Origin of the sequence: Phaeobacter italicus (assembly GCF_001258055.1) — a bacterium.
GTDB classification, from domain to species: Bacteria; Pseudomonadota; Alphaproteobacteria; order Rhodobacterales; family Rhodobacteraceae; genus Phaeobacter; species Phaeobacter italicus.
The window spans coordinates 441,911-460,456 of sequence record NZ_CVRM01000022.1; the positions used below are offsets into that span (position 1 = coordinate 441,911).

Annotated in this window: 20 protein-coding genes; 12 read left to right on the forward strand and 8 right to left on the reverse strand. The window is 61.8% G+C overall.

Features of this window, described 5'->3' with window-relative positions; genetic code table 11:
- The first annotated feature begins 41 nt into the window (after positions 1–41).
- The gene (locus tag NIT7645_RS10920) at positions 42–953 is read left to right on the forward strand and encodes a mechanosensitive ion channel family protein (RefSeq protein ID WP_008562638.1); all 912 of its coding nucleotides are present in this window, start codon (positions 42–44) and stop codon (positions 951–953) included.
- 5 nt (positions 954–958) lie between these two features.
- Here NIT7645_RS10920 and sfsA read toward each other — a convergent pair whose 3' ends face one another.
- On the reverse strand, positions 959–1,660 hold the full coding sequence (gene sfsA / locus NIT7645_RS10925) for a DNA/RNA nuclease SfsA (RefSeq protein WP_008560588.1): 702 nt from the start codon (positions 1,658–1,660) through the stop codon (positions 959–961).
- 51 nt (positions 1,661–1,711) lie between these two features.
- Here sfsA and NIT7645_RS10930 point away from each other — a divergent pair, with 51 nt between their 5' ends.
- From NIT7645_RS10930 to NIT7645_RS10945, 4 genes are read left to right on the forward strand one after another with little or no spacing between them, the layout of a single operon-like run.
- Positions 1,712–2,434: a competence/damage-inducible protein A gene (locus NIT7645_RS10930; protein WP_008558956.1), complete on the forward strand. Its 723-nt coding sequence runs from the start codon at positions 1,712–1,714 to the stop codon at positions 2,432–2,434.
- On the forward strand, positions 2,431–3,189 hold the full coding sequence (locus NIT7645_RS10935; RefSeq protein WP_008560015.1) for a GNAT family N-acetyltransferase: 759 nt from the start codon (positions 2,431–2,433) through the stop codon (positions 3,187–3,189). Before NIT7645_RS10930 ends, NIT7645_RS10935 begins: the two co-directional genes overlap by 4 nt.
- 3 nt (positions 3,190–3,192) lie before the next feature.
- Positions 3,193–3,771: a peroxidase-related enzyme gene (locus NIT7645_RS10940; protein WP_050687057.1), complete on the forward strand. Its 579-nt coding sequence runs from the start codon at positions 3,193–3,195 to the stop codon at positions 3,769–3,771.
- A 21-nt stretch (positions 3,772–3,792) separates the two neighbouring features.
- Positions 3,793–4,788 (forward strand): OmpA family protein, encoded by a 996-nt coding sequence (locus tag NIT7645_RS10945; RefSeq protein ID WP_008562341.1) that lies wholly within the window; start codon positions 3,793–3,795, stop codon positions 4,786–4,788.
- On the opposite strand, the gene NIT7645_RS10950 is transcribed toward NIT7645_RS10945, so the two are convergent.
- The 3 genes from NIT7645_RS10950 to NIT7645_RS10960 all read right to left on the reverse strand — a co-directional run bounded on the left by NIT7645_RS10950 (position 4,785) and on the right by NIT7645_RS10960 (position 8,124).
- Positions 4,785–5,912 (reverse strand): Hint domain-containing protein, encoded by a 1,128-nt coding sequence (locus NIT7645_RS10950; RefSeq protein ID WP_008561470.1) that lies wholly within the window; start codon positions 5,910–5,912, stop codon positions 4,785–4,787. The genes NIT7645_RS10945 and NIT7645_RS10950 overlap by 4 nt on opposite strands.
- Positions 5,913–6,141: 229 nt before the next feature.
- Positions 6,142–7,047: a LysR family transcriptional regulator gene (locus NIT7645_RS10955; protein WP_008560556.1), complete on the reverse strand. Its 906-nt coding sequence runs from the start codon at positions 7,045–7,047 to the stop codon at positions 6,142–6,144.
- Between the two features lie 156 nt (positions 7,048–7,203).
- Complete coding sequence (locus NIT7645_RS10960) at positions 7,204–8,124, reverse strand: AEC family transporter (protein WP_037302673.1); 921 nt, start codon at positions 8,122–8,124, stop codon at positions 7,204–7,206.
- Positions 8,125–8,294: 170 nt separating this feature from the next.
- Here NIT7645_RS10960 and NIT7645_RS10965 point away from each other — a divergent pair, with 170 nt between their 5' ends.
- The 4 genes from NIT7645_RS10965 to NIT7645_RS19450 all read left to right on the forward strand — a co-directional run bounded on the left by NIT7645_RS10965 (position 8,295) and on the right by NIT7645_RS19450 (position 10,044).
- Entirely contained in the window at positions 8,295–8,771 is a 477-nt protein-coding gene (locus NIT7645_RS10965) for a DUF4399 domain-containing protein (protein ID WP_242656122.1), read from the forward strand.
- Positions 8,772–8,853: 82 nt separating this feature from the next.
- Positions 8,854–9,162 (forward strand): NIPSNAP family protein, encoded by a 309-nt coding sequence (locus NIT7645_RS10970; RefSeq protein WP_008561547.1) that lies wholly within the window; start codon positions 8,854–8,856, stop codon positions 9,160–9,162.
- Between the two features lie 73 nt (positions 9,163–9,235).
- Positions 9,236–9,592 carry an antibiotic biosynthesis monooxygenase family protein gene (locus tag NIT7645_RS10975; protein WP_008562096.1) on the forward strand — a complete coding sequence of 119 codons (357 nt, stop codon included), beginning with the start codon at positions 9,236–9,238 and terminating at the stop codon, positions 9,590–9,592.
- Positions 9,589–10,044: a hypothetical protein gene (locus tag NIT7645_RS19450; protein WP_131724149.1), complete on the forward strand. Its 456-nt coding sequence runs from the start codon at positions 9,589–9,591 to the stop codon at positions 10,042–10,044. The genes NIT7645_RS10975 and NIT7645_RS19450 overlap by 4 nt, the downstream gene beginning before the upstream one ends.
- A gap of 5 nt (positions 10,045–10,049) precedes the next feature.
- On the opposite strand, the gene NIT7645_RS10985 is transcribed toward NIT7645_RS19450, so the two are convergent.
- From NIT7645_RS10985 to NIT7645_RS10995, 3 genes are all read right to left on the reverse strand, one after another.
- Entirely contained in the window at positions 10,050–11,339 is a 1,290-nt protein-coding gene (locus tag NIT7645_RS10985; RefSeq protein WP_037302674.1) for an MFS transporter, read from the reverse strand.
- Positions 11,340–11,888: 549 nt separating this feature from the next.
- Complete coding sequence (locus tag NIT7645_RS10990; protein WP_008563221.1) at positions 11,889–13,436, reverse strand: hypothetical protein; 1,548 nt, start codon at positions 13,434–13,436, stop codon at positions 11,889–11,891.
- A gap of 289 nt (positions 13,437–13,725) precedes the next feature.
- Positions 13,726–15,753 (reverse strand): NADPH-dependent 2,4-dienoyl-CoA reductase, encoded by a 2,028-nt coding sequence (locus tag NIT7645_RS10995; protein WP_008561761.1) that lies wholly within the window; start codon positions 15,751–15,753, stop codon positions 13,726–13,728.
- Between the two features lie 132 nt (positions 15,754–15,885).
- On the opposite strand from NIT7645_RS10995, the gene NIT7645_RS11000 reads away from it, so the two are divergent.
- Together NIT7645_RS11000 and NIT7645_RS11005 are read left to right on the forward strand one after the other, a co-directional pair.
- Positions 15,886–16,368, forward strand: a complete 483-nt coding sequence (locus tag NIT7645_RS11000; RefSeq protein ID WP_008560404.1) for an RNA pyrophosphohydrolase — start codon at positions 15,886–15,888, stop codon at positions 16,366–16,368.
- A gap of 39 nt (positions 16,369–16,407) precedes the next feature.
- The gene (locus NIT7645_RS11005) at positions 16,408–16,923 is read left to right on the forward strand and encodes a hypothetical protein (RefSeq protein ID WP_008560195.1); all 516 of its coding nucleotides are present in this window, start codon (positions 16,408–16,410) and stop codon (positions 16,921–16,923) included.
- Positions 16,924–17,016: 93 nt separating this feature from the next.
- On the opposite strand, the gene NIT7645_RS11010 is transcribed toward NIT7645_RS11005, so the two are convergent.
- Positions 17,017–17,886, reverse strand: a complete 870-nt coding sequence (locus tag NIT7645_RS11010) for an EamA family transporter (RefSeq protein ID WP_008563141.1) — start codon at positions 17,884–17,886, stop codon at positions 17,017–17,019.
- 81 nt (positions 17,887–17,967) lie between these two features.
- Between NIT7645_RS11010 and NIT7645_RS11015 the strand changes: the two genes are divergently transcribed.
- Positions 17,968–18,456: a MarR family winged helix-turn-helix transcriptional regulator gene (locus NIT7645_RS11015; protein WP_008561245.1), complete on the forward strand. Its 489-nt coding sequence runs from the start codon at positions 17,968–17,970 to the stop codon at positions 18,454–18,456.
- Positions 18,457–18,546 lie beyond the last annotated feature (90 nt).

Genomic DNA, 18,546 nt, shown 5'->3' on the forward strand with positions numbered 1-18,546 from the left:
GGCAACGTCCGGGGACCAAACAACGAAAAGGAACATATGGGATGGAAGCATTGCAGAGCCTGATGAACACCGAAATCTACAACGGCAAGACGCTGTCAGACCTCATCACGCTTGAGTTTCTGGCAGAGCTGATGGGCAATGTTCTCGCGGCTGTCGTGATCCTCGTGGCCGGGTTCATCGTCGCAAGCTGGGTCAAACGGCGCATCGTGCGGCTGGGCGACAGCCACGCCAGCCTCGACACGACGCTGTTTCACTTCCTTGGCACGGTGGCGCGCTATGTCGTGCTCGCCTTTGCGGTTCTTTTCGTGCTGAACACATTCGGGGTCCAGACCACCTCGATCATCGCCGCAATCGGTGCTGCCGGTCTGGCAATCGGCCTTGCGATGCAAGGCGCGCTGTCCAATGTGGCGGCCGGCGTGATGATCATCCTGTTCCGCCCCTTCAAGCTGGGGGATTTCATCGACGTGAACGGCGAAATGGGCACGGTCAAGGACATCACCCTGAACAACACCGTGATTGCCAGCCTGTCGAACCTCAAGGTGATCATTCCCAATTCCGAGGTCTGGGGCAACACGATCACCAATTATTCCGAATACGACACCCGCCGCGCAGAGTGGACATTCGGGGTTGGCTATGGGGCAAACCTTGCCACGGCAGAGCAGGTGATCCGCGACACGATCATGTCCGACAGCCGCTCACACGCAGAGCCGGAACCGTTCATTCAGGTCAACACTCTGAACAGCAGTTCGGTTGATTTCCTGGTGCGTGTCTGGGTCGATGCGGCAGAGTATTTCCAGTATCAGGCCGACATGAAGCGCAAGGTCAAAGAGGCGCTGGATGAGGCAGGCGTGGACATCCCGTTCCCGACCCGCACCGTGATCCACGAAAACGCAACCGCCGACGGGGACGCGGCAGAGCAGACCGCCAAGGGCGAGGCGGACGCAGCCGCCTGATCCCACTACTCCGCGACAATCGGCTGGGCGATTTCGACCGCTTCGGATGTGATCGAGGTCGAAATCACCAGTCGCTCCACACCTGCTGCTGCGGCCTCATCCCAGGCCGCGCCATAGGCCGGGTCAATGTCGCGCGCGATGGCAAAGCGGTCACAATCGCCCCGCTGCACCAGATACAGCAGCACCGCGCGATGACCGGCACGGCACATCTGCGCAAGATTGCCCAAATGCTTGGCTCCCCGCGCTGTCACACTGTCCGGAAACTCCGCCAGACCGGCTGTGCGCGATAGCGTGACGCTTTTGACCTCCACATAGCAGTCGGGCAGGCCGGGCTGGCTCAGCAAAAAATCAATCCGGCTTTTTTCGGCATATTTCACCTCTGCCCGCACCGTTTCATAGGCGGCGAGCGGCGCGATCTGACGCGCCTCCAGCGCGGTTTTCAGCGCCCGGTTCGGAACAGATGTGTCCACACCCACCAGCGTGCCGCCACGAACCTCGACCAGACGCCAGCCGTACTTCAGCTTTTTCTTCGGATCGTCGTTGGGTTCCAGCCAAACGATGCTGCCCGGTTCCGCGAGCCCCATCATGGAGCCGGGGTTTGCACAATGGGCGGTCACTTCGCGCCCGTCAGGCAGCTCGCAGTCCGCAAGAAACCGCTTGTAGCGGCGGATCAGCCTGGCACGGAGGAGAGGGGTTGGAAAGCGCATGGCACAGGGCCTATACCTGCCCTAGACTTGGATCAAGAGGAGGAAAGGCAAATGGCAAACCCAACCGCAGCCATGCTGGTGATCGGAGACGAAATCCTGTCCGGGCGCACCCGTGATGCCAATATGTACTTCCTCGCGGGAGAGCTGACCAAACACGGTATCGATCTCAAGGAAGTGCGCATCGTCAGCGACGATGAGGCCGCGATCATCGCCGCCGTGACATCCTTGTCCAACAGTTTCGACCATGTGTTTACCAGCGGTGGTATCGGGCCGACCCATGATGACATCACAGCGGATTGCATCAGCAAGGCCTTTGACGTGCATCTGGATGTGCGTGATGACGCGCGGGCTCTGTTGCAGGCCCATTACGATAAATCCGGGCAGGAGCTGAACGCCGCCCGTCTGCGGATGGCGCGTATCCCCGATGGGGCCACGCTGATCGACAATCCTGTCTCGACCGCGCCGGGCTTTACGCTGCGCAACGTGCATGTGATGGCCGGTGTGCCCAGTGTGTTTCAGGCCATGGTGGCCTCTGTGCTGCCGACGCTGACAGGCGGTGCGCCGCTTCTGTCACAAACCCTGCGGGTCGAGCGTGGCGAAGGCGATATCGCCCCCATTCTCACCGCGGTTGCCGATGCATTCGATGATCTGTCGATCGGATGTTACCCGTTCCAGCACAATGGCGCCTTTGGCGCGAATGTCGTGGTGCGGGGGTCTGATGGGGCACGGGTGGATGCCGCCATGACCCAATTGGCGCGGGATCTTGGCCTGTGAGTGGCGCAGGATCGCACGGCGCTGACGTGCAGACCGACCCGAAATACTACGCCGTCACCGAAGGCACCTGGCCCTGCTATCGCAGCTTTTCCCTCGGCCCCGTGACCCTGCGCGAAGGGCAGGGGGGCGGCAGCCGGGTCTCTGCCGCCACAGTCGAGGGCGGCACCGCGACAGAGACAGAAATCGCAACAGCCGAGACCGCCATGAGAGAGATGGGGCAGGACCCGCTCTTCATGATCCGCGACGGCGAAGACAGTCTGGACGCACAGCTGGCGGCACGTGGCTATGTGGTCAAGGATCCCGTGGTGCTCTGGACTTGCCCGGCCGATCACCTCTGTGACATCGACATCCCGCCCGTCACCGCCTTCTGCGTCTGGGAGCCACTGGCGATCCAGCACGAAATCTGGGCGCAGGGCGGCATCGGCCCGGAACGCTTTGCCGTGATGCAGCGGGCCAAGGGGCCCAAAACGGCGCTCCTGGGGCGCTGGGATGACAGCCCGGCAGGCACCGGTTTCCTTGCCATCCACGACGGGGTGGCGATGGTGCATGCGCTGGAAATCCTGCCGCATCAGCGGCGCAAGGGGATGGCCGCATGGCTGATGCGCCGTGCTGCGCGTTGGGCGGCCGAACAGGGCGCGCAGGAATTGGCGGTTCTTTGCACCAAGGCCAATGAGGGCGCCAATGGTCTTTATGCCTCACTTGGCATGACCGTGGCGGGGCGTTACCACTATCGGCACAACCCAGAGGGAGTGTAACCGATGACCCGCAACACCGATGCCCCAACCGCGCTTGACCTGCCGATGGTGGATCCGCTGCCGCCTGAAACGCAGAAGTATTTCGACATCTGTCAGGACAAGCTGGGCATGGTGCCCAACGTGCTGCGGGCCAATGCCTTTGACATCGACAAGCTCAATGCGTTCACCGCGATGTACAATGACCTGATGCTGGCCGACAGCGGGCTGAGCAAGCTGGAGCGCGAGATGATCGCGGTGGTGGTCTCCTCCATCAACAGCTGCTTTTACTGCCTTGTCGCCCACGGCGCGGCGGTGCGCCAGCAGTCTGGCGACCCAAAGCTGGGCGAAATGCTGGTGATGAACTACCGCGTCGCGCCAATCGAACCGCGCCAGCGGGCCATGCTGGACTTTGCGGCCAAAGCAACCAAGGCCAGCGCCGAAATCGAAGAGGCCGACCGCCAGATCCTGCGCGACCACGGCTTTAGCGATCGCGATATCTGGGACATCGCCAATGTCACGGGTTTCTTCAACATGTCCAACCGCGTCGCCAGCGCCACGGGCATGGTGCCCAATGACGAATACCACGCGCAATTCCGCGACTGATCCAAAAGCCGGGCTGACTTCATGACGCCGCTCTCCTCTTTTCGCCAATGGCGCCTGTTTGGCACCACGGCTTGGCTCGCAGCCTTCAGCCTTGCGGGCATTCCGGCCCATGCCCAAGGGGTAGAGCTACCGGTCGGCGCACGCCAACTGGCAGAGCGGCCCACTGCGCTAGGCACCTATGCGGTTCCCCTTGGCCCGGTCAACGGCAGCACCGGCGGTCATCTGGGTATCGGTGTTCCCACCCGCGAGGTCGAAGGTCGTATCCTGCGTCGCAGCTGGCGGCTGTCTGGCGATGCCACCGTACTGCAGGTTCTGGCCCCGCTGCGCGCGCAGCTGGTCGAGGCGGGGTTTGAACCGCTCTATCAATGCCCGGCCCAAACCTGCGGCGGTTTCGACTTCCGTTTCGCAATCGAAGTGATCCCCGCGCCGGATATGGCCGTGGATATCAGCAATTACAGTTTCCTGTCGGCAGAACACCCCGATGGGCGCATCGTGACCCTTTTGGTGTCGCGCTCTGGAAATGCCACCTATGTGCAGGTGATCGAGGTGACACCAACCACCGCCGCAACCGGCACCGGGGTGGTGATCGCCCCGGATGATACGACAGAAGGCCCGCCGCCACAGCCTGCGCTGATTGGCGAGGCGGATCTGATCACACGCCTGACCCAATCGGGCCATGCGGTTCTGGGGGATCTGGAGTTTGAAACCGGCGCCGTTGAACTGGGCGCAAAACCCTATGACAGCCTCGTGGCCCTCAGCAGCTTTCTGCAGGACAACACGGAGTTTGACATTCTGCTGGTGGGGCACACCGACACCGTGGGCTCGCTGGATCAGAATATCGCAATCTCGGAACGCCGCGCCGATGCTGTGCGCCGCCGCTTGCTCGAGGACAGCACAGTCGACCGCGCAAGGATTGCTGTGGCCGGTGCGGGCTACATGGCCCCGCTGACCAGCAATCAGACCCCTGCAGGGCGCGAAGCAAACCGCCGCGTCGAAGTGGTGCTGATCCCGCGCTAGGCAGGCAGCACAAGCCCAATCTCGTGTGATTTCAAAACCATGCGCGCGGTCGGGCCATAGTCGCCCTGATCGCCAAACAGCCGCAGCACCTCATCCTCGGTTGCCGCATCAAAAGAGGCGCGCGTCTGCAGGCCGGGGTGATAGCTCTCGCTGTCCAGACCGTTGCCGGTCAGGATCTCGTGGCGGTCAAACAGCAGGTGCACATAGGTGATCTCTGCGCCGTCCGCCTGCACCCGGATCGTGCCGTCATTGACCAGATCCTTGGCCTTGACCAGCACTTCGGATTGGCCAAACAGCAGCTCTGCCCGCTCCGAGGCGATCAGCACCCGGTGGTTGGGCGACAGCGCAATCCGCTGATGCCGACCCAGCGCATTTGCGGCAAAGACAACCGGCGCGTCCCGCCCCAGCGCGCGGCGTCGGCTGCGCCCGATCCAGCGCAGCGGCTGCAACCCGTGGTCGCGGGTCGCCACAAGCGCGCCGATCTCCAACGTCTCGACCGGCAACAGCCCCAGATCCGTTGCAATCAGCGTCCCGGCCACAAAACAGGGCGGAGGTGTGCTGTCCTTGTAGGGCCCGGTGAGGGTATCAATGTCGGAATTCCACTGCAGATCCCCAACAAACCCGCCCCCTTCAAGGCCGGTAAAGTCGATGGTCATGGTGGTGTAAAGATCCCCGACCGCCGCGCTGCCCTCGAAATTCACGATGTCGGAATAGGTCGCAGTGATCGTGCCTGCCAGATCCTCGTATTCCGGCGCCAGCTTGAAGGGAAAGCCGTTCTTTGATGTGGGCGTCGATCCCCCGGCCGGGTCATCATCCATCGCAAATGTGGTGTCAAAGACCGAATTTGCCGGGGCCAGATCGATCTCAAGCGACGCAATCGGTTTGGTCGCGCTCAGCTCGTGCCAGCTGAAACCAAAGAACATATCGATGTTCTCGCCAGTCGCCCCGCCCGTGGTGTAGGGGTCCAGCGCCTGCCAGGTCAGGGTTTCGCTGGTGCCATCCGTGTAGACAACCGTGACCTGCGCGCCGTCCAGATCCACCCCGCGCGACGAGGTGTCTTCGCGCACGGTATGGGCGGTCTCTCTGGGGGTGCCGTCCTGGCGGGCAATGTTGATCGTGGTCATGGCAATGCTTTGGCTTGGCACCGTAACACGTGGTGGCCGTAAAATGGCGGGTGTTGGTCATCCTCTGCGTCCCTTGTGGCCGGGGATTCCGAAATCAGCATGGCGCGATCAAAGCGGAATTGAGGCAATGCAGACGTGGGGGCCGCGCGCGGACAAGACAAAACCCGCACAGCGGGCGCCGTGCGGGTTTCAAATCTCTACAGGTGTGACAGCTCTGCCTGTCAACGCCTTACCAGTTGATGCCTTCCTTTTCGGCAAAGGCCTCGGCCAGGAAATCAATGAAGGCGCGCACTTTGGGCTGGGTAAACCGACCGGGCGGATAGACCGCATAGATCCCTTGGGTTTCGCGCGGCAGCGATGGCATCACATCCTCGACCAGCCCCTCCGCCATCGCATCGGAATAAAGATAGCTGGGCAGATAGGCGATGCCGAGCCCGGAGATCGCGGCATTCAGCAGCGACTGCCCGTCATTCACCGACAACCAGCCAGAGGTGCGCACCTGACGCTTCTCGCCCGACGGCGCAGTGATCTTCCACATGCTGCCGCTCGATTGGTTCGAGTAATGGAGCAGCTTGTGGGTGTTCAGATCGTCAATCTTCTGCGGGCGGCCAAACTTCTCCAGATAGGCAGGAGAGGCGATCATCCGCTTGGTGGTCTCCGTCAGCTTGCGCGCCCGCAAAGAGCTGTCTTCCAGCTCACCAATCCGCAGGGCCATGTCAAAGCCTTCGGAGATCAGTTCCACATAGCGGTTGTTCAACACCATGTTGACGGTGATTTCCGGGTAGTCCCGCAGGAAATCCGACAGGACAGGCGACAGGTGGTTGACGCCAAAATCCGTCGCAACCGAAATGCGCAGCAATCCCGAAGGCGCCGACTGCATGGAGGTAACCAGCGCATCCGCTTCGCCCGCATCATTCAACACGCGGCGGGCGCGGTCGTAATAGGCCAGGCCAATCTCGGTGGGCGACACGCGCCGGGTTGTCCGGTTCAGCAGCCGCGCGCCCAACCGGGCCTCAAGGCTGGAAACATGTTTGGACACCGCGGATTTCGAGATGCCCATCTTCTTGGCCGCATCGGTAAAGCCGCCCTGATCCACCACATTGGCGAAGGCCTCCATTTCGGTCAGTCGGTCCATGTTCTCGCGTCCTCGAATTATCGTGTCGGACACCAGTGATGATCGCCAAATCGGGCAAGAAGGGGGCAACTGTGGGATAATTGCAGGGTTTTACAGGGATCGTTCGCGCAGCGGAAACACCGGGGCCTGCCAGGAGATGTGCCAGTTTTCAGGCGGTTAACCTGTCTGAAACACCAGCTTGATCAGCAGGATCCATGCAGGCAGGCTCAGCGCGCTCAGCAGGGTGGACTGGGCAATCAACGTTGCCGCCAGCTCCCGGTCCGCGCCGAAGGCGGACGCCAGAACATGCGCAGCCGAAGCCGTCGGCAGGGCCGCAAACAGGATCAACACCGCCGCCAGATCGTCCGCGACCGGCAGGCTGACACAGGCCAGAAACACCACAAGCGGCACCAGCACCAACCGCACAAGGCAGAGATAGCCATGAAAGGCATTGAGCCGGGCCAGCGCCTCCCAGTTCATCGTGGCCCCGATCGACAACAAGGCAATCGGAATGGCCGCCTGCGCCAGCATCTCTGCCGGTGCAAGGATCGGGTCGGGCAGTTTGTAGTCCGACAGCCCCACGGCGACCCCTGCGACAGAGGCAATCAAAAAGGGGTTGAGCGCTATTTTCAAAAGGGTCTGACCCAGCGACAGACTACCGCCCCGCGACAGGGCCGTGACCGCCAGCACATTGGCAACAGGCACCGCCATGCCGATCGCCACCGCCATCTGCCCGGTCAGATCCGGCCCCACCGTCTGCACCGCAACAAAGGCGATGGCAGAATTGAACCGCCAGGCCGTCTGCCACGCGCCTGCAAAATCCAGAAACCTCTTAGGCCCGAACCCGCGCGCCACCACACCCAGAGCCAGCGCCAGCAACAGAACCGCCCAGACCGCAGGGCCAATGCGGCCCAGATCGCCAAAGGTGATCGGCCTGCCACAGGCGGCAAAGAACAACAGCGCCGGAAACAGCACTTCAAAATTCAGCCGGTCCAGTCCCTGCCAGGCCTCGGGAGACAACCGCCGACGCAACAGCCCGCCAAGGCCCACCATCAGAAAACTGGGCGTCAGCCCCATCAAAATGACCAGAAACACCATGTCCCGCACCGACCTTATGTGGCGGCTGCGCTGAACCGCAGGCCCGCATTGGGACCATCACCAGATCCTGCGCGGCGAACAAGGGAAATTGTGAACCTGTTATGCTTTGCCCTTGGCCGGGGGCAGCTGTGCTACACTTGGCTGTCTGTTTGTAAATGGGAGGATCTGTTATGATATCCATCGTCTCTGCCCAGCCCATGTGGCGGGCCATGCGCGCGGCTGCGATTGCGGCGGCTGCTTTGTCTCCGTCCGCGGGGATCACCGGCGGCACAACGCCGTCCCCAGATGGCGCCAGCGTCTATTTCGTGTCACCCAAGGACGGCGATATCGTGTCCTCACCCGTCACCGTGGTCTTTGGCCTGCGGGGCATGGGGGTGGCACCGGCTGGCACGGAAAAGGAAAACACCGGCCACCACCACCTGCTGATCGACCGCCCGCCCCTTGGAGAGGGAGAGGATGGCGCGGATGAGCTGGCCTATGGTCTGCCGTCGGATGAAAACCACCTGCACTTCGGTGGTGGCCAGACGGAAACCACATTGGAACTGGCACCGGGCGAACACACGCTCCAGCTGGTTCTGGGGGATGCCGGTCATGTGCCTCATGCGCGGCCCATCATGTCCGACGTCATCACCATCCGCGTCGAGTAACGGCACAGTTAGATACAGGGCGAACCGTCTGGCCGGGTCGAACCGCTAGTCATCGGGGCAGTCATCAACAAAGGAATCCCCGATGCTGACCTGTGTTATCCGCTACCAGATCGACCCGACCAAGCGGGACGACTTCACCACCTATGCCCGCAACTGGGGGCAGGCCATTCCGCGCTGTGGCGCCAATCTGATCGGCTATTTCGCCCCGCATGAGGGCTCGTCTACGCTGGCCTACGGTATCTATGATGTGGCGGATCTGGCCACATACGAAGCCTATCGCGCGCGCCTTGCGGCTGATCCGCTGGGGCAGGAAAACTATGCCTTTGCGCAGGACCGCAAATTCATCCTGCGCGAGGATCGCACATGGCTTAAGAAGGTCTCGGACAGCTGACAGAACCGACCATGTGCGTTTCCTCAGTCTGCTGCCAGCAGCGACACATCCACCGCCATCAAGGGGGGCATCAATGATTGCCGTGATCTTCGAGGTCGAAATCAAGGAGGGCGCGCGCGAGCGCTACCTCGACATCGCCGCCGGTCTGAAGCCGCTGTTGGAAGAGGTGGAGGGTTTCATCTCTGTCGAACGGTTTCAGAGCCTGACAACACCGGGCAAGCTCTTGTCGCTGTCGTTCTGGGAAAGCGAGGAGGCCGTGGCCAACTGGCGCTCCCTCAGCGCGCATCGCGCAGGCCAGACAGAGGGCCGCGAAAGCGTGTTCAGCGACTACCGGCTGCGGGTGGCCGCTGTGCTGCGCGACTACGGCATGACCCGGCGCGATCAGGCCCCGGCAGATGCCCGCGCGGTGCATGATCCTGTTGCCACGTGAAACACTTGCGGCCCACCGGGATAGCAAGGGGGAGAGGGAAGGGGACAGGAGCTGCCAGCGCTCTTGCCCTCTCCCTTGTCCTCGCTCTGACGGCGGGCGCAGGCTCTGCCGATCAGGCCGGGCCACCCAGGATCCTGAGCCCCCAGGATGGTGACATCCTGTCGAGCCCCGCGACGCTCACTCTGCAGATCCCGCAGGCGGGCACGTATCACCTGACGCTGAACCATATGCCGCTGGACAGGACACCGCTGCCCGCCGGGCACACCAGCCGCACCCTCGATCTGCCGACAGGTCTGCATCAGCTGGGCCTGCAAGCGGCGGGTCACGTGACCCCTGTGGCCGAGATCACCATTTTGGTCGAACCGGCGCAGGCCGGTGCAGACAGCTGCCTCACCTGTGGGGGATCCACCGCGGCCGATCCCGCAGCCCCGCGGTCGCAGGATGGCTGGTAACGCGCTCAACGTGTCCCGGCAGCCAGTCGTCTTGCCAGCACCACGCACAGCACCGCCGCCACCAGCAGACAGACGGCACCCACGCTCCAGGCGACCGTGGTGGAAGACCCCTCGGCAATCGCCCCGGCCAGAACCAGCCCGACCGCGGCCCCCAGCTGCTGGATCAGGGATCGCAGCGACAGCAGGGTGGATCGCTGACGGTCTTCCACACAGCCGTGCAGGATGGTGCTCGCCGGGGTCTCGCTCGCGCCCAGCAGGATGGCAAAGACGACAAAGACCCCCACAAACCCCACGATGCCCCCCTGCAGGGCAAGGGCCAGCTGAACGGCCGCAAGCGCCGTGAACAGCGCCGCAAGGGTCACCGCGTGGCGGCGTTTGAACAGGCGGCTGATCCGCGCAGCCAGTGACGCACCAAACGCGACAGAGAAAAAATAAACCGCCGTCAGCCCCCCGATCATGCTGTTGGCAAAACCTGCATCCAGCATTGGCTTGGCATATGTGGGCCAGATCACCTCGACCGGGTTGGTTGCCATCAAAAACAGCGCCAAAGCCGCCAGAAGCATGGAAAGGCTGGGGTGTCTTACTGCCAGCAGGCCAGCCTCAGCCATCACCGAGGGCAGCGATCCGATCCCCTGACCAAGGGCGCGGGCGCTCAGCGGTCGTGGCGCTTCGTGGATGGCCAGCATGGTGTAGACCAGCACGATCAGCATCACGGCAAAGCTCGCCGCATAGGACACATCATAGATGCTGATCCCGAACCCAACCCCCGTCGCGCGCATGAGATCGGGCAGCAGCCCGCCCAGAACGGCACCAAGCGCAAGACCCATCGCATTGGCCCATTGCGCCATCGCAAGGGCAGGCTGCACATCCACCTGCGGCGCCGCCGCACGGAAGGTTTCGACAAACCACGCATCCAGCGTCCCCGACCGCAAGGCGCGCCCGAACCCGATACAGCCAAACGACGCCGCCAGAACGGCAAAATTGCTGGATGACAGAAACAGCGCCAGCGACATCAGGCTGGCCACAACCGCCGCAAGGAAGACCGGCTTGCGCCCGATCCTGTCAGCAAGCCCGCCAAAAGGCAGCTCCATCGCCATGGTGGTGAGCGAATAAACCCCGAACAGCAGCGAGATCTGAAACAGGTCCATCCCCCGATCCGTCAACGCCAGGGCCGCAACCGCAACCGTCAGGCCCATGGCGAAACGGTCAAGAAACTGGTGCAGCTGAAACACCCGGATATGCCGCCGCGCCGCGGGTGTTACTGTGTCATAGGTGAACTCTGTCTCGCGCGCCATGCCCAGACCATCCCCCGTCCCGCACCAAGACGCAATGCCCCGGCCCCGGTCCACCGCAGGTTCTGGCAAATTGGCGCGGGTTGGGGCAGGTCACATCAACCGAGGGCAGGGCGGGCAGATGTCACAGGGGGCAGAGCAAATCCCCAAAACAGCAAAGCACCCCCCCGCACACAGTGACCAGCGCCCCCTTCGCCAGCCCCAGAAGCCCGGCGGAGAGACGGTCAGGTCGGGGCTGACCAGCCAGATGTTCCTGCACCACTCGGTTGAAACAAGTCCAAACAGCCGCTTTCGGGGCCGGGGGGCAAGGTCAGTCAAGCGACCGATGTGCGGACTATGCGGGCATTCGCTGCGGTTGCGACCTGAGCAATAGCCGATGACGGCTTTGGGCTGGAAGTGAGCTTTACAAAGTCGGGGTGATCGGACACGGCTCCTGGCCCGATCAGCCCATAACGGACATTCAACGCAGCGATTGACGCTACGGAGTATCTTCACCAAAGCAGATATTACATAGACTGGTCGAAAAGTGGCTCCGTTCTCGACTGGAAACCTTCATGTATTTAACGCTGTGTAGATCGCAACAGCCATCGAAATCACAGCTACAATCAATGCGAGTAAGGTAACCCTTTCCATGCGTTGCTGCGCCGCGATGCTTTCCTTGGTGCCCAAAGCGGATGAAAGCTGGTTTAGGAATTCACGGGTGTCCTGATCTTCTTCAATAAGCTGTCGCGAGAGTAGACCAAGAAACGATTTCAGGCCTTCTTTAATCTCATGCGGCTTTTCTTCATCCCGATGACTTTGCTGCGTAAAACCAGTGGCGTTCCACCGGAACGATGCATCGTCCTCGGAAAGCGCCAAAACTTCGCGCGCGATCGATGGCACGCCGATAGATCGTCTGAAGAATTCACTAATCTTCTCGACCTCACTTGTGGAACGAAGCGCGTTCGAACGCGCCGACAAGGACTGACGAGTTTCCTTGAGGCGTCGAAGCACCTCACGAAGATAGGCCGCAAGCGCGTATCTGGCGATGATGCCGACAAGCCGTTCATTGGCGAAGTAGGTTCGGCTACCCAATGAGTCGCTTCTGTAGAACTTTAAGTCTTCCTCGCTTAGATCATCCCAACGCAGAGCAACTGTCATATGATTTGGCGTGTTTTCGCGGTGTCCAGCATCGAACGAAAATCTCAAGGACGGTACAGATGAAGACGTCCAACTATTGAAATGATGGGCAATATTGACGAAGCGCGACCAGTGGCCCCAGCCCCGATCTCTATGCGCCTCTTCGTTGAACGGCGTGAACCCGTCCAAAGACAAAAATTCTACCGTTGGAAATTTACTGTTTTCGCAATGCTCGCTGAAGAATCCGGGAAAGTTCATCGATAGCCAAGAGATACCGGCGTTGCGGTACTTTTCCCTTATGCGCCGAACGCGCTCTTCTTTCACATGCTCTACGCCCATGATCGAGTAGGCTCTGGAACGCCGCTTCGGAACGTGTGTCGTCTTCGCGGGCTCATTTAGCGCATTGGCATATTCGAGCGCAGCCTCATCGGTGAGAACAAATCCGACACTCATGCAGGTCGTTGAAGGCGTTAACTGCGAAATATTGACCAGAAGAGATGAGAAGTACTTCGGAAATTCCGCCGTATATCGAAGGCCGACATATTTCTTTGCGTCATCGGGGCGATGAATCCAACCGAGCGGCATCGTGCCTTCGCTGCCGTAGAGACGCTGCGTCTTCAGCCAGTCAATGTTTGATTCGTCTCGAACCGAGGGACTTTCCCTGTCCCAGCCAATCTTCTCAAGGCCGTCGTATAAAGTCTCGATCTCATTCGGGCCGAAAATCTCACTAACCATGATGCAGCCCAGCCGGAGCGTAACACCTTCATCGAGCGCCGACTTTGCGTTGCTCTCTGCATCGCGCTTCCCGTAGTAGGCTTTGTCGTCTCCATAAGGGTTGGGGATGAAGTTCGGATAGCGGGCGTGAAGCGGCCAAACCATCTTGAATGCCTGTTGCTTCCACCTAGGCACAGTTTTTTTCTCGGTCGCAGGCACGTCCTCCGTCTCTTTGTGTCTACGATTTCGCGGCTGCTCGTCCTTCATCGGAGAAACATAGCAATTTATCGCTGAGTTTGATTACTACCTCCGCTTAATCAACGAATATGAATGCTGTTTATCAATGTCCGCTTTCAATGAGAGCACCTAATCCAATCAGGTCTCGCGCACCTACTCTAAGAACCACTCACTCTCCAGTACTGGAGTGCAGTAAGCGCCTGCGGCGGATGTTCGTGTCGGCCACTCACACCCCACAGTAGCCCCCACTGTGGGCCCGCCAAAAAGAAACCCCGCCCCGCAGGGGGCGGGACGGGGGAGCCGCGAAAGGGGGCGGTGATCACAGGCTGGCGGCGAGCCGTGTGCCCTGGTTGATTGCGCGTTTTGCGTCCAGTTCTGCGGCGACATCTGCGCCGCCGATCACGTGGCAGGGGGTGCCCTGGGCCTCCAGCGTGTCTGCCAGCGTGCGCTCAGACAGCTGGCCTGCGCATAGAACAACCGTGTCGGCCGCGATCACCGTCGGGTTTTCGCGCGCCTCGCCAAAGCTCACATGCAGGCCCTCGTCGTCGATCTTTTCGTAGTTCACGCCGCCGACGAAATTCACGTCCTTCATCTTGAGCGTGGCGCGGTGGATCCAGCCGGTGGTCTTGCCAAGCCGCTTGCCGTGGCGCTCTGCCTTGCGCTGCAACAGCGTCACCTCGCGGGCGGGCGCCTCGGGCTGCGGGCCTTCGGGGGCCAGACCGGCGCGGTGCTCTGCCGGGTCCGCCACGCCCCATTCCTTCATCCACAGCGGCAGGTTCTCGGTCGCGCTCTCGCCTGCGTGCAGCAGGAACTCCGACACGTCAAAGCCGATGCCGCCCGCACCGATCACCGCCACCCGTTTGCCGACCTCGGCCTTGTGGCGCAGCACGTCGATGTAATCGACCACATTGGCGCGGTCCTGACCGGGGATCTGCGGATCGCGCGGCACCACGCCCGTCGCAATCACCACCTCGTCAAAGCCCTGCAGATCACCCGCCGATACCTCGCGGTTCAATTCCAGCGTCACGTCGCTTTGCGCCAGCATGGTGCGATACCAATCCACCAGCCCCCAGAACTCTTCCTTGCCGGGCACCTGTTTGGCCATGTTCAGCTGGCCGCCGATCTCGCCTGCGCGATCAAACAGCGTCACCTTATGGCCGCGCTCCGCCGCCGCCAGCGCCGTGGACAGACCCGCAGGGCCCGCGCCAACGATGGCAATGGTCTTGCTGGTCTCGGCAGGGGTCAGCACCAGCTCGGTCTCATGGCAGGCGCGCGGGTTGACCAGACAGGATGTCAGCTTGCCGCCAAAGGTATGATCCAGACAGGCCTGATTGCAGGCGATGCACGGCGCGATCTGATCGGCCTTGCCCGCCTCGGCCTTGGCCACAAAATCCGCATCTGCCAGCATCGGGCGCGCCATCGACACCATGTCGGCGCAGCCCTCGGCCAGCACCTCTTCGGCGACCGCGGGCGTGTTGATCCGGTTCGATGTGATCACCGGGATCGACACCTTGCCCATCAGCTTTTTCGTCACCCAGGCAAAGGCCGCGCGGGGCACGGATGTGGCAATGGTGGGAATGCGCGCCTCATGCCAGCCGATGCCGGTGTTGAGGATGGTGGCACCGGCCTTTTCGATCTCCTGCGCCAGCTCGACCACCTCGTCATAGGTGGAGCCATTGGGCACAAGGTCGATCATCGACAGGCGGTAGATGATGATGAAATCCGTGCCCACTGCCTCGCGGGTGCGGCGCACCACCTCGATCGGCAGGCGCATCCGGTTCTGATAGGATCCGCCCCAGCGGTCCTCGCGCTTGTTTGTATGGGTCACCAGGAACTGGTTGAGGAAATAACCCTCGCTGCCCATGATCTCGACACCGTCATAACCCGCCTTCTGCGCCAGAACAGCGGCGTTCACGATATCGGCGATCTGCTTTTCGATACCCTCTTCGTCCAGCTCATTGGGCGGGAAGGGGGAGATCGGTGATTTGACCGGGCTTGGCCCCACGCATTTCGGCCCATAGGCATAGCGGCCCGCATGCAGGATCTGCATGGCGATCTTGCCGCCGGCATCATGCACGCGTTTGGTGACGATGCTGTGGTTGGCGACATCCTCGTCGCTGGTCATCATCGCGGCCCCCGGCAGAACCGAACCTTCCAGGTTCGGACCAATGCCGCCTGTCACCATCAAGGCCACGCCGCCGCGCGCCCGGTCTGCGTAGAATTCCGCAACCCTGTTCCAGTCCTTGGTCTCTTCCAGACCGGTATGCATGGAGCCCATCAGCACGCGGTTCTTCAGCGTGGTAAAGCCAAGATCCAGCGGCGCCAGCAGTTTCGGGTACGCAGTCATCACACTCTCCCTGATCGTCGTCGGCAAAAATTGCCTGTCTGCCATGGGATTGTCACTTCAGACGCGGCGTCAACCTCTTGCGCGACGCGGGGGCAGCGCTACACAGGGAGCCACAAACAGATGGAGAGCCCCATGACCCCAGAACAGATCGCCGCCCTGCCATACCGTCCGAATGTGGGCGTCATGCTGATCAACGCGGCAGGCGACGTCTGGGTCGGCCAGCGCATGGACAAACACAAAGACGCCTGGCAGATGCCACAGGGCGGCATCGACAAGGGCGAAGACCCGCGTCTGGCCGCACTGCGAGAGCTGGAAGAGGAAACCGGCGTCACCCCCGACCTGATCGAAATCATCGCCGAAAGCGACGGCTGGCTGCCCTATGACCTGCCTGCGGATGTGGTGCCGCATTTCTGGGGCGGCAAATATCGCGGGCAGGAACAGAAATGGTATCTGATGCGCTTTCTGGGGCAGGACGATCAGGTCAATATCGACACTGACCATCCGGAATTTTCGACCTGGTGCTGGTTGCCCGTGGATCAGCTGGTCAGCAAGATCGTGCCGTTCAAGCGCGAGGTTTACGAACGGGTCGTGCAGGAATTTCAGGACCATCTATGATCCGACATCTATCTGCCCTGCAGTGACAAGGATTGGATCATGTTCTCACTTCCCCGCACCGCCACCCTCATGGCCGCCGCTCTTGCAGCCGCAGCCTCACTGGCGGGGCCCGCCTCTGCGCTCAGCTGTGTGCCCTGGGGGCCTGCCGACGGCTATCTTGAGGCGTCAAAGTCGGACAAGAGCTATGTCGTGGTCGATGGCATTCTGCGCTTTGATGCCTCGGCCCTGCCCAAAGCGCCGAGCGATGACCCCAACAACACGCCGCCGCGCACCGCCATTCCGGCAAGTCTCAGTGGCAAACTGCTGACAGAGGGCGGTTTCCAGCGCGAGGTGGAGCTTCCCGTGACACTGGAAATCCTCTGCCTTGGTCCGTGGTGTGCCTCTGCCGAGGATGGCCTGCGCTACGTGGCCTTTCTCGAACAGCGCGGTGATGAACTGGTGCTGGAGGAAAACCCCTGCGGCGGCTTTGGCTTTTCCAACGAAGATGGTCAGGCCGCACGCGACGTTCTGGCCTGCCACGCTGGCCGCGCCTGCACCCCTTGGCGCGACCGCTGAGACGGGCCGCCCGGACCGCACAGACAACCGTTTCCTTCCCCCATCAGGCCCGGCATCACCGGGCCTGATGTCGTTTGTGCAGCAGCGGCGCCGTCAGGCCGAGGCCGGTTTGCGCGGACGCCAGCGCCAGCTGACCTGACCCAGCCACAGGCTGAACAACGCCAGTCCCGCCCCCAGAGCCTGTTTCGCGCTCAGCACCTCGCCCATGAAGGCCCAGCCAAGGATCACGGCCGCCAGTGGGCTCAGCACCCCAAGCAGCGAAACCGAGGCAGGCTCCAGCCGGGCAATCCCGCGAAACCACAGAACATAGGTCAGCGCGCCGCCAATCAGGCTCATGTAGGCCAGCCCCAGGATGTTCTGCCCGCTGAACTGCGGCATATCCGGCAGGGCCCAGATGGTGACCGGCAGCAACAGCAGCCCACCGGCAGTCAGCTGCCATGCGGTATAGGTCAGGAGCGACACAGGCGGCTGCCATTTCCGGCTCAGCACAACGCCGCCCGCCATGGTCACCGCCCCGGCCAATCCGGCAACCACCCCCAGCGTGTCCAGCTTGGCAGCAGGGGTCAGCACCAAAAGGGCAACGCCCGCCACGCTCAGCGCAGCTGCCATCACCTGCACGCCGCGCACCGGCGTTTTCAGAACCAGCGCAGAAAGAAACACAACGACCAGCGGCTGCACCGCGCCCAAAGTGGCCCCAACCCCGCCGGGCAGGCGATAGGCGGTGGTGAACAACAGCACCCAGAAAATCGAGAAATTCAGCGCTCCCAACACAAGAAGCCGGGGCACCCAGGCGAGCGGGGGCAATTGCCGCACCAGCACCAGCAACAACAACCCCGCAGGCAGCGCCCGCAGCAGGGCCACGGTCAGTGGCGAATGTTCCGGCAGGAACGAGGTTGTGACGATATAGCTGCTGCCCCAGACGATTGGCGCGATCGCAGTCAGGATCAGATCTCGGCTCTGCATGGCAGGCTCCTTTCATTTATCTTGGCGTCAAGATATGTGCGATTCTCTTGACGTCAAGATACCAACTGCTAAACAGTTCCCATGGACCACGTAGATTTTGTGACCCAGCAATGGGAAAAGGAACGCCCGGACCTTGATGTCTCCGCCATGGCGGTGATCGGACGGGTGGGGCGACTGGCGCAGGCCTATCAGCAGGGCATGCAGAAAACCTGGGCGCGCTATGACCTGAACGGGGCCAAGTTCGACGTGCTGGCGACCCTGCGCCGTTCGGGCGCGCCCTATCGCCTGTCTCCGGGTGATCTCTTGCGCAGCACGATGGTGTCTTCGGGAACGATGACCAACCGCATCGACCGGCTCGAAGCGGCAGGGCTGGTGTCGCGCAGCGTCAACCCCGACGACAGCCGCAGCTTTCTGATCGGACTGACCGACAAGGGCCTTGCCCTGATCGACGAGGTGGCCACCGCCCATGTCCAGACACAGGCAGAGCTTCTGACCGGGCTGACCCAAAAGGAGCAGGCAGCACTGAACGCGCTTCTGTCCAAGGCGCTGCAGGTGGCATCAGACGACTGACCCCGCGCCCCGCGCCCGCATGATGCGGATGCGGGCTGTCTTGACGTAACGGAAATGTGATTTACCTCTCCCGGAACGGGCGGCCCTGAA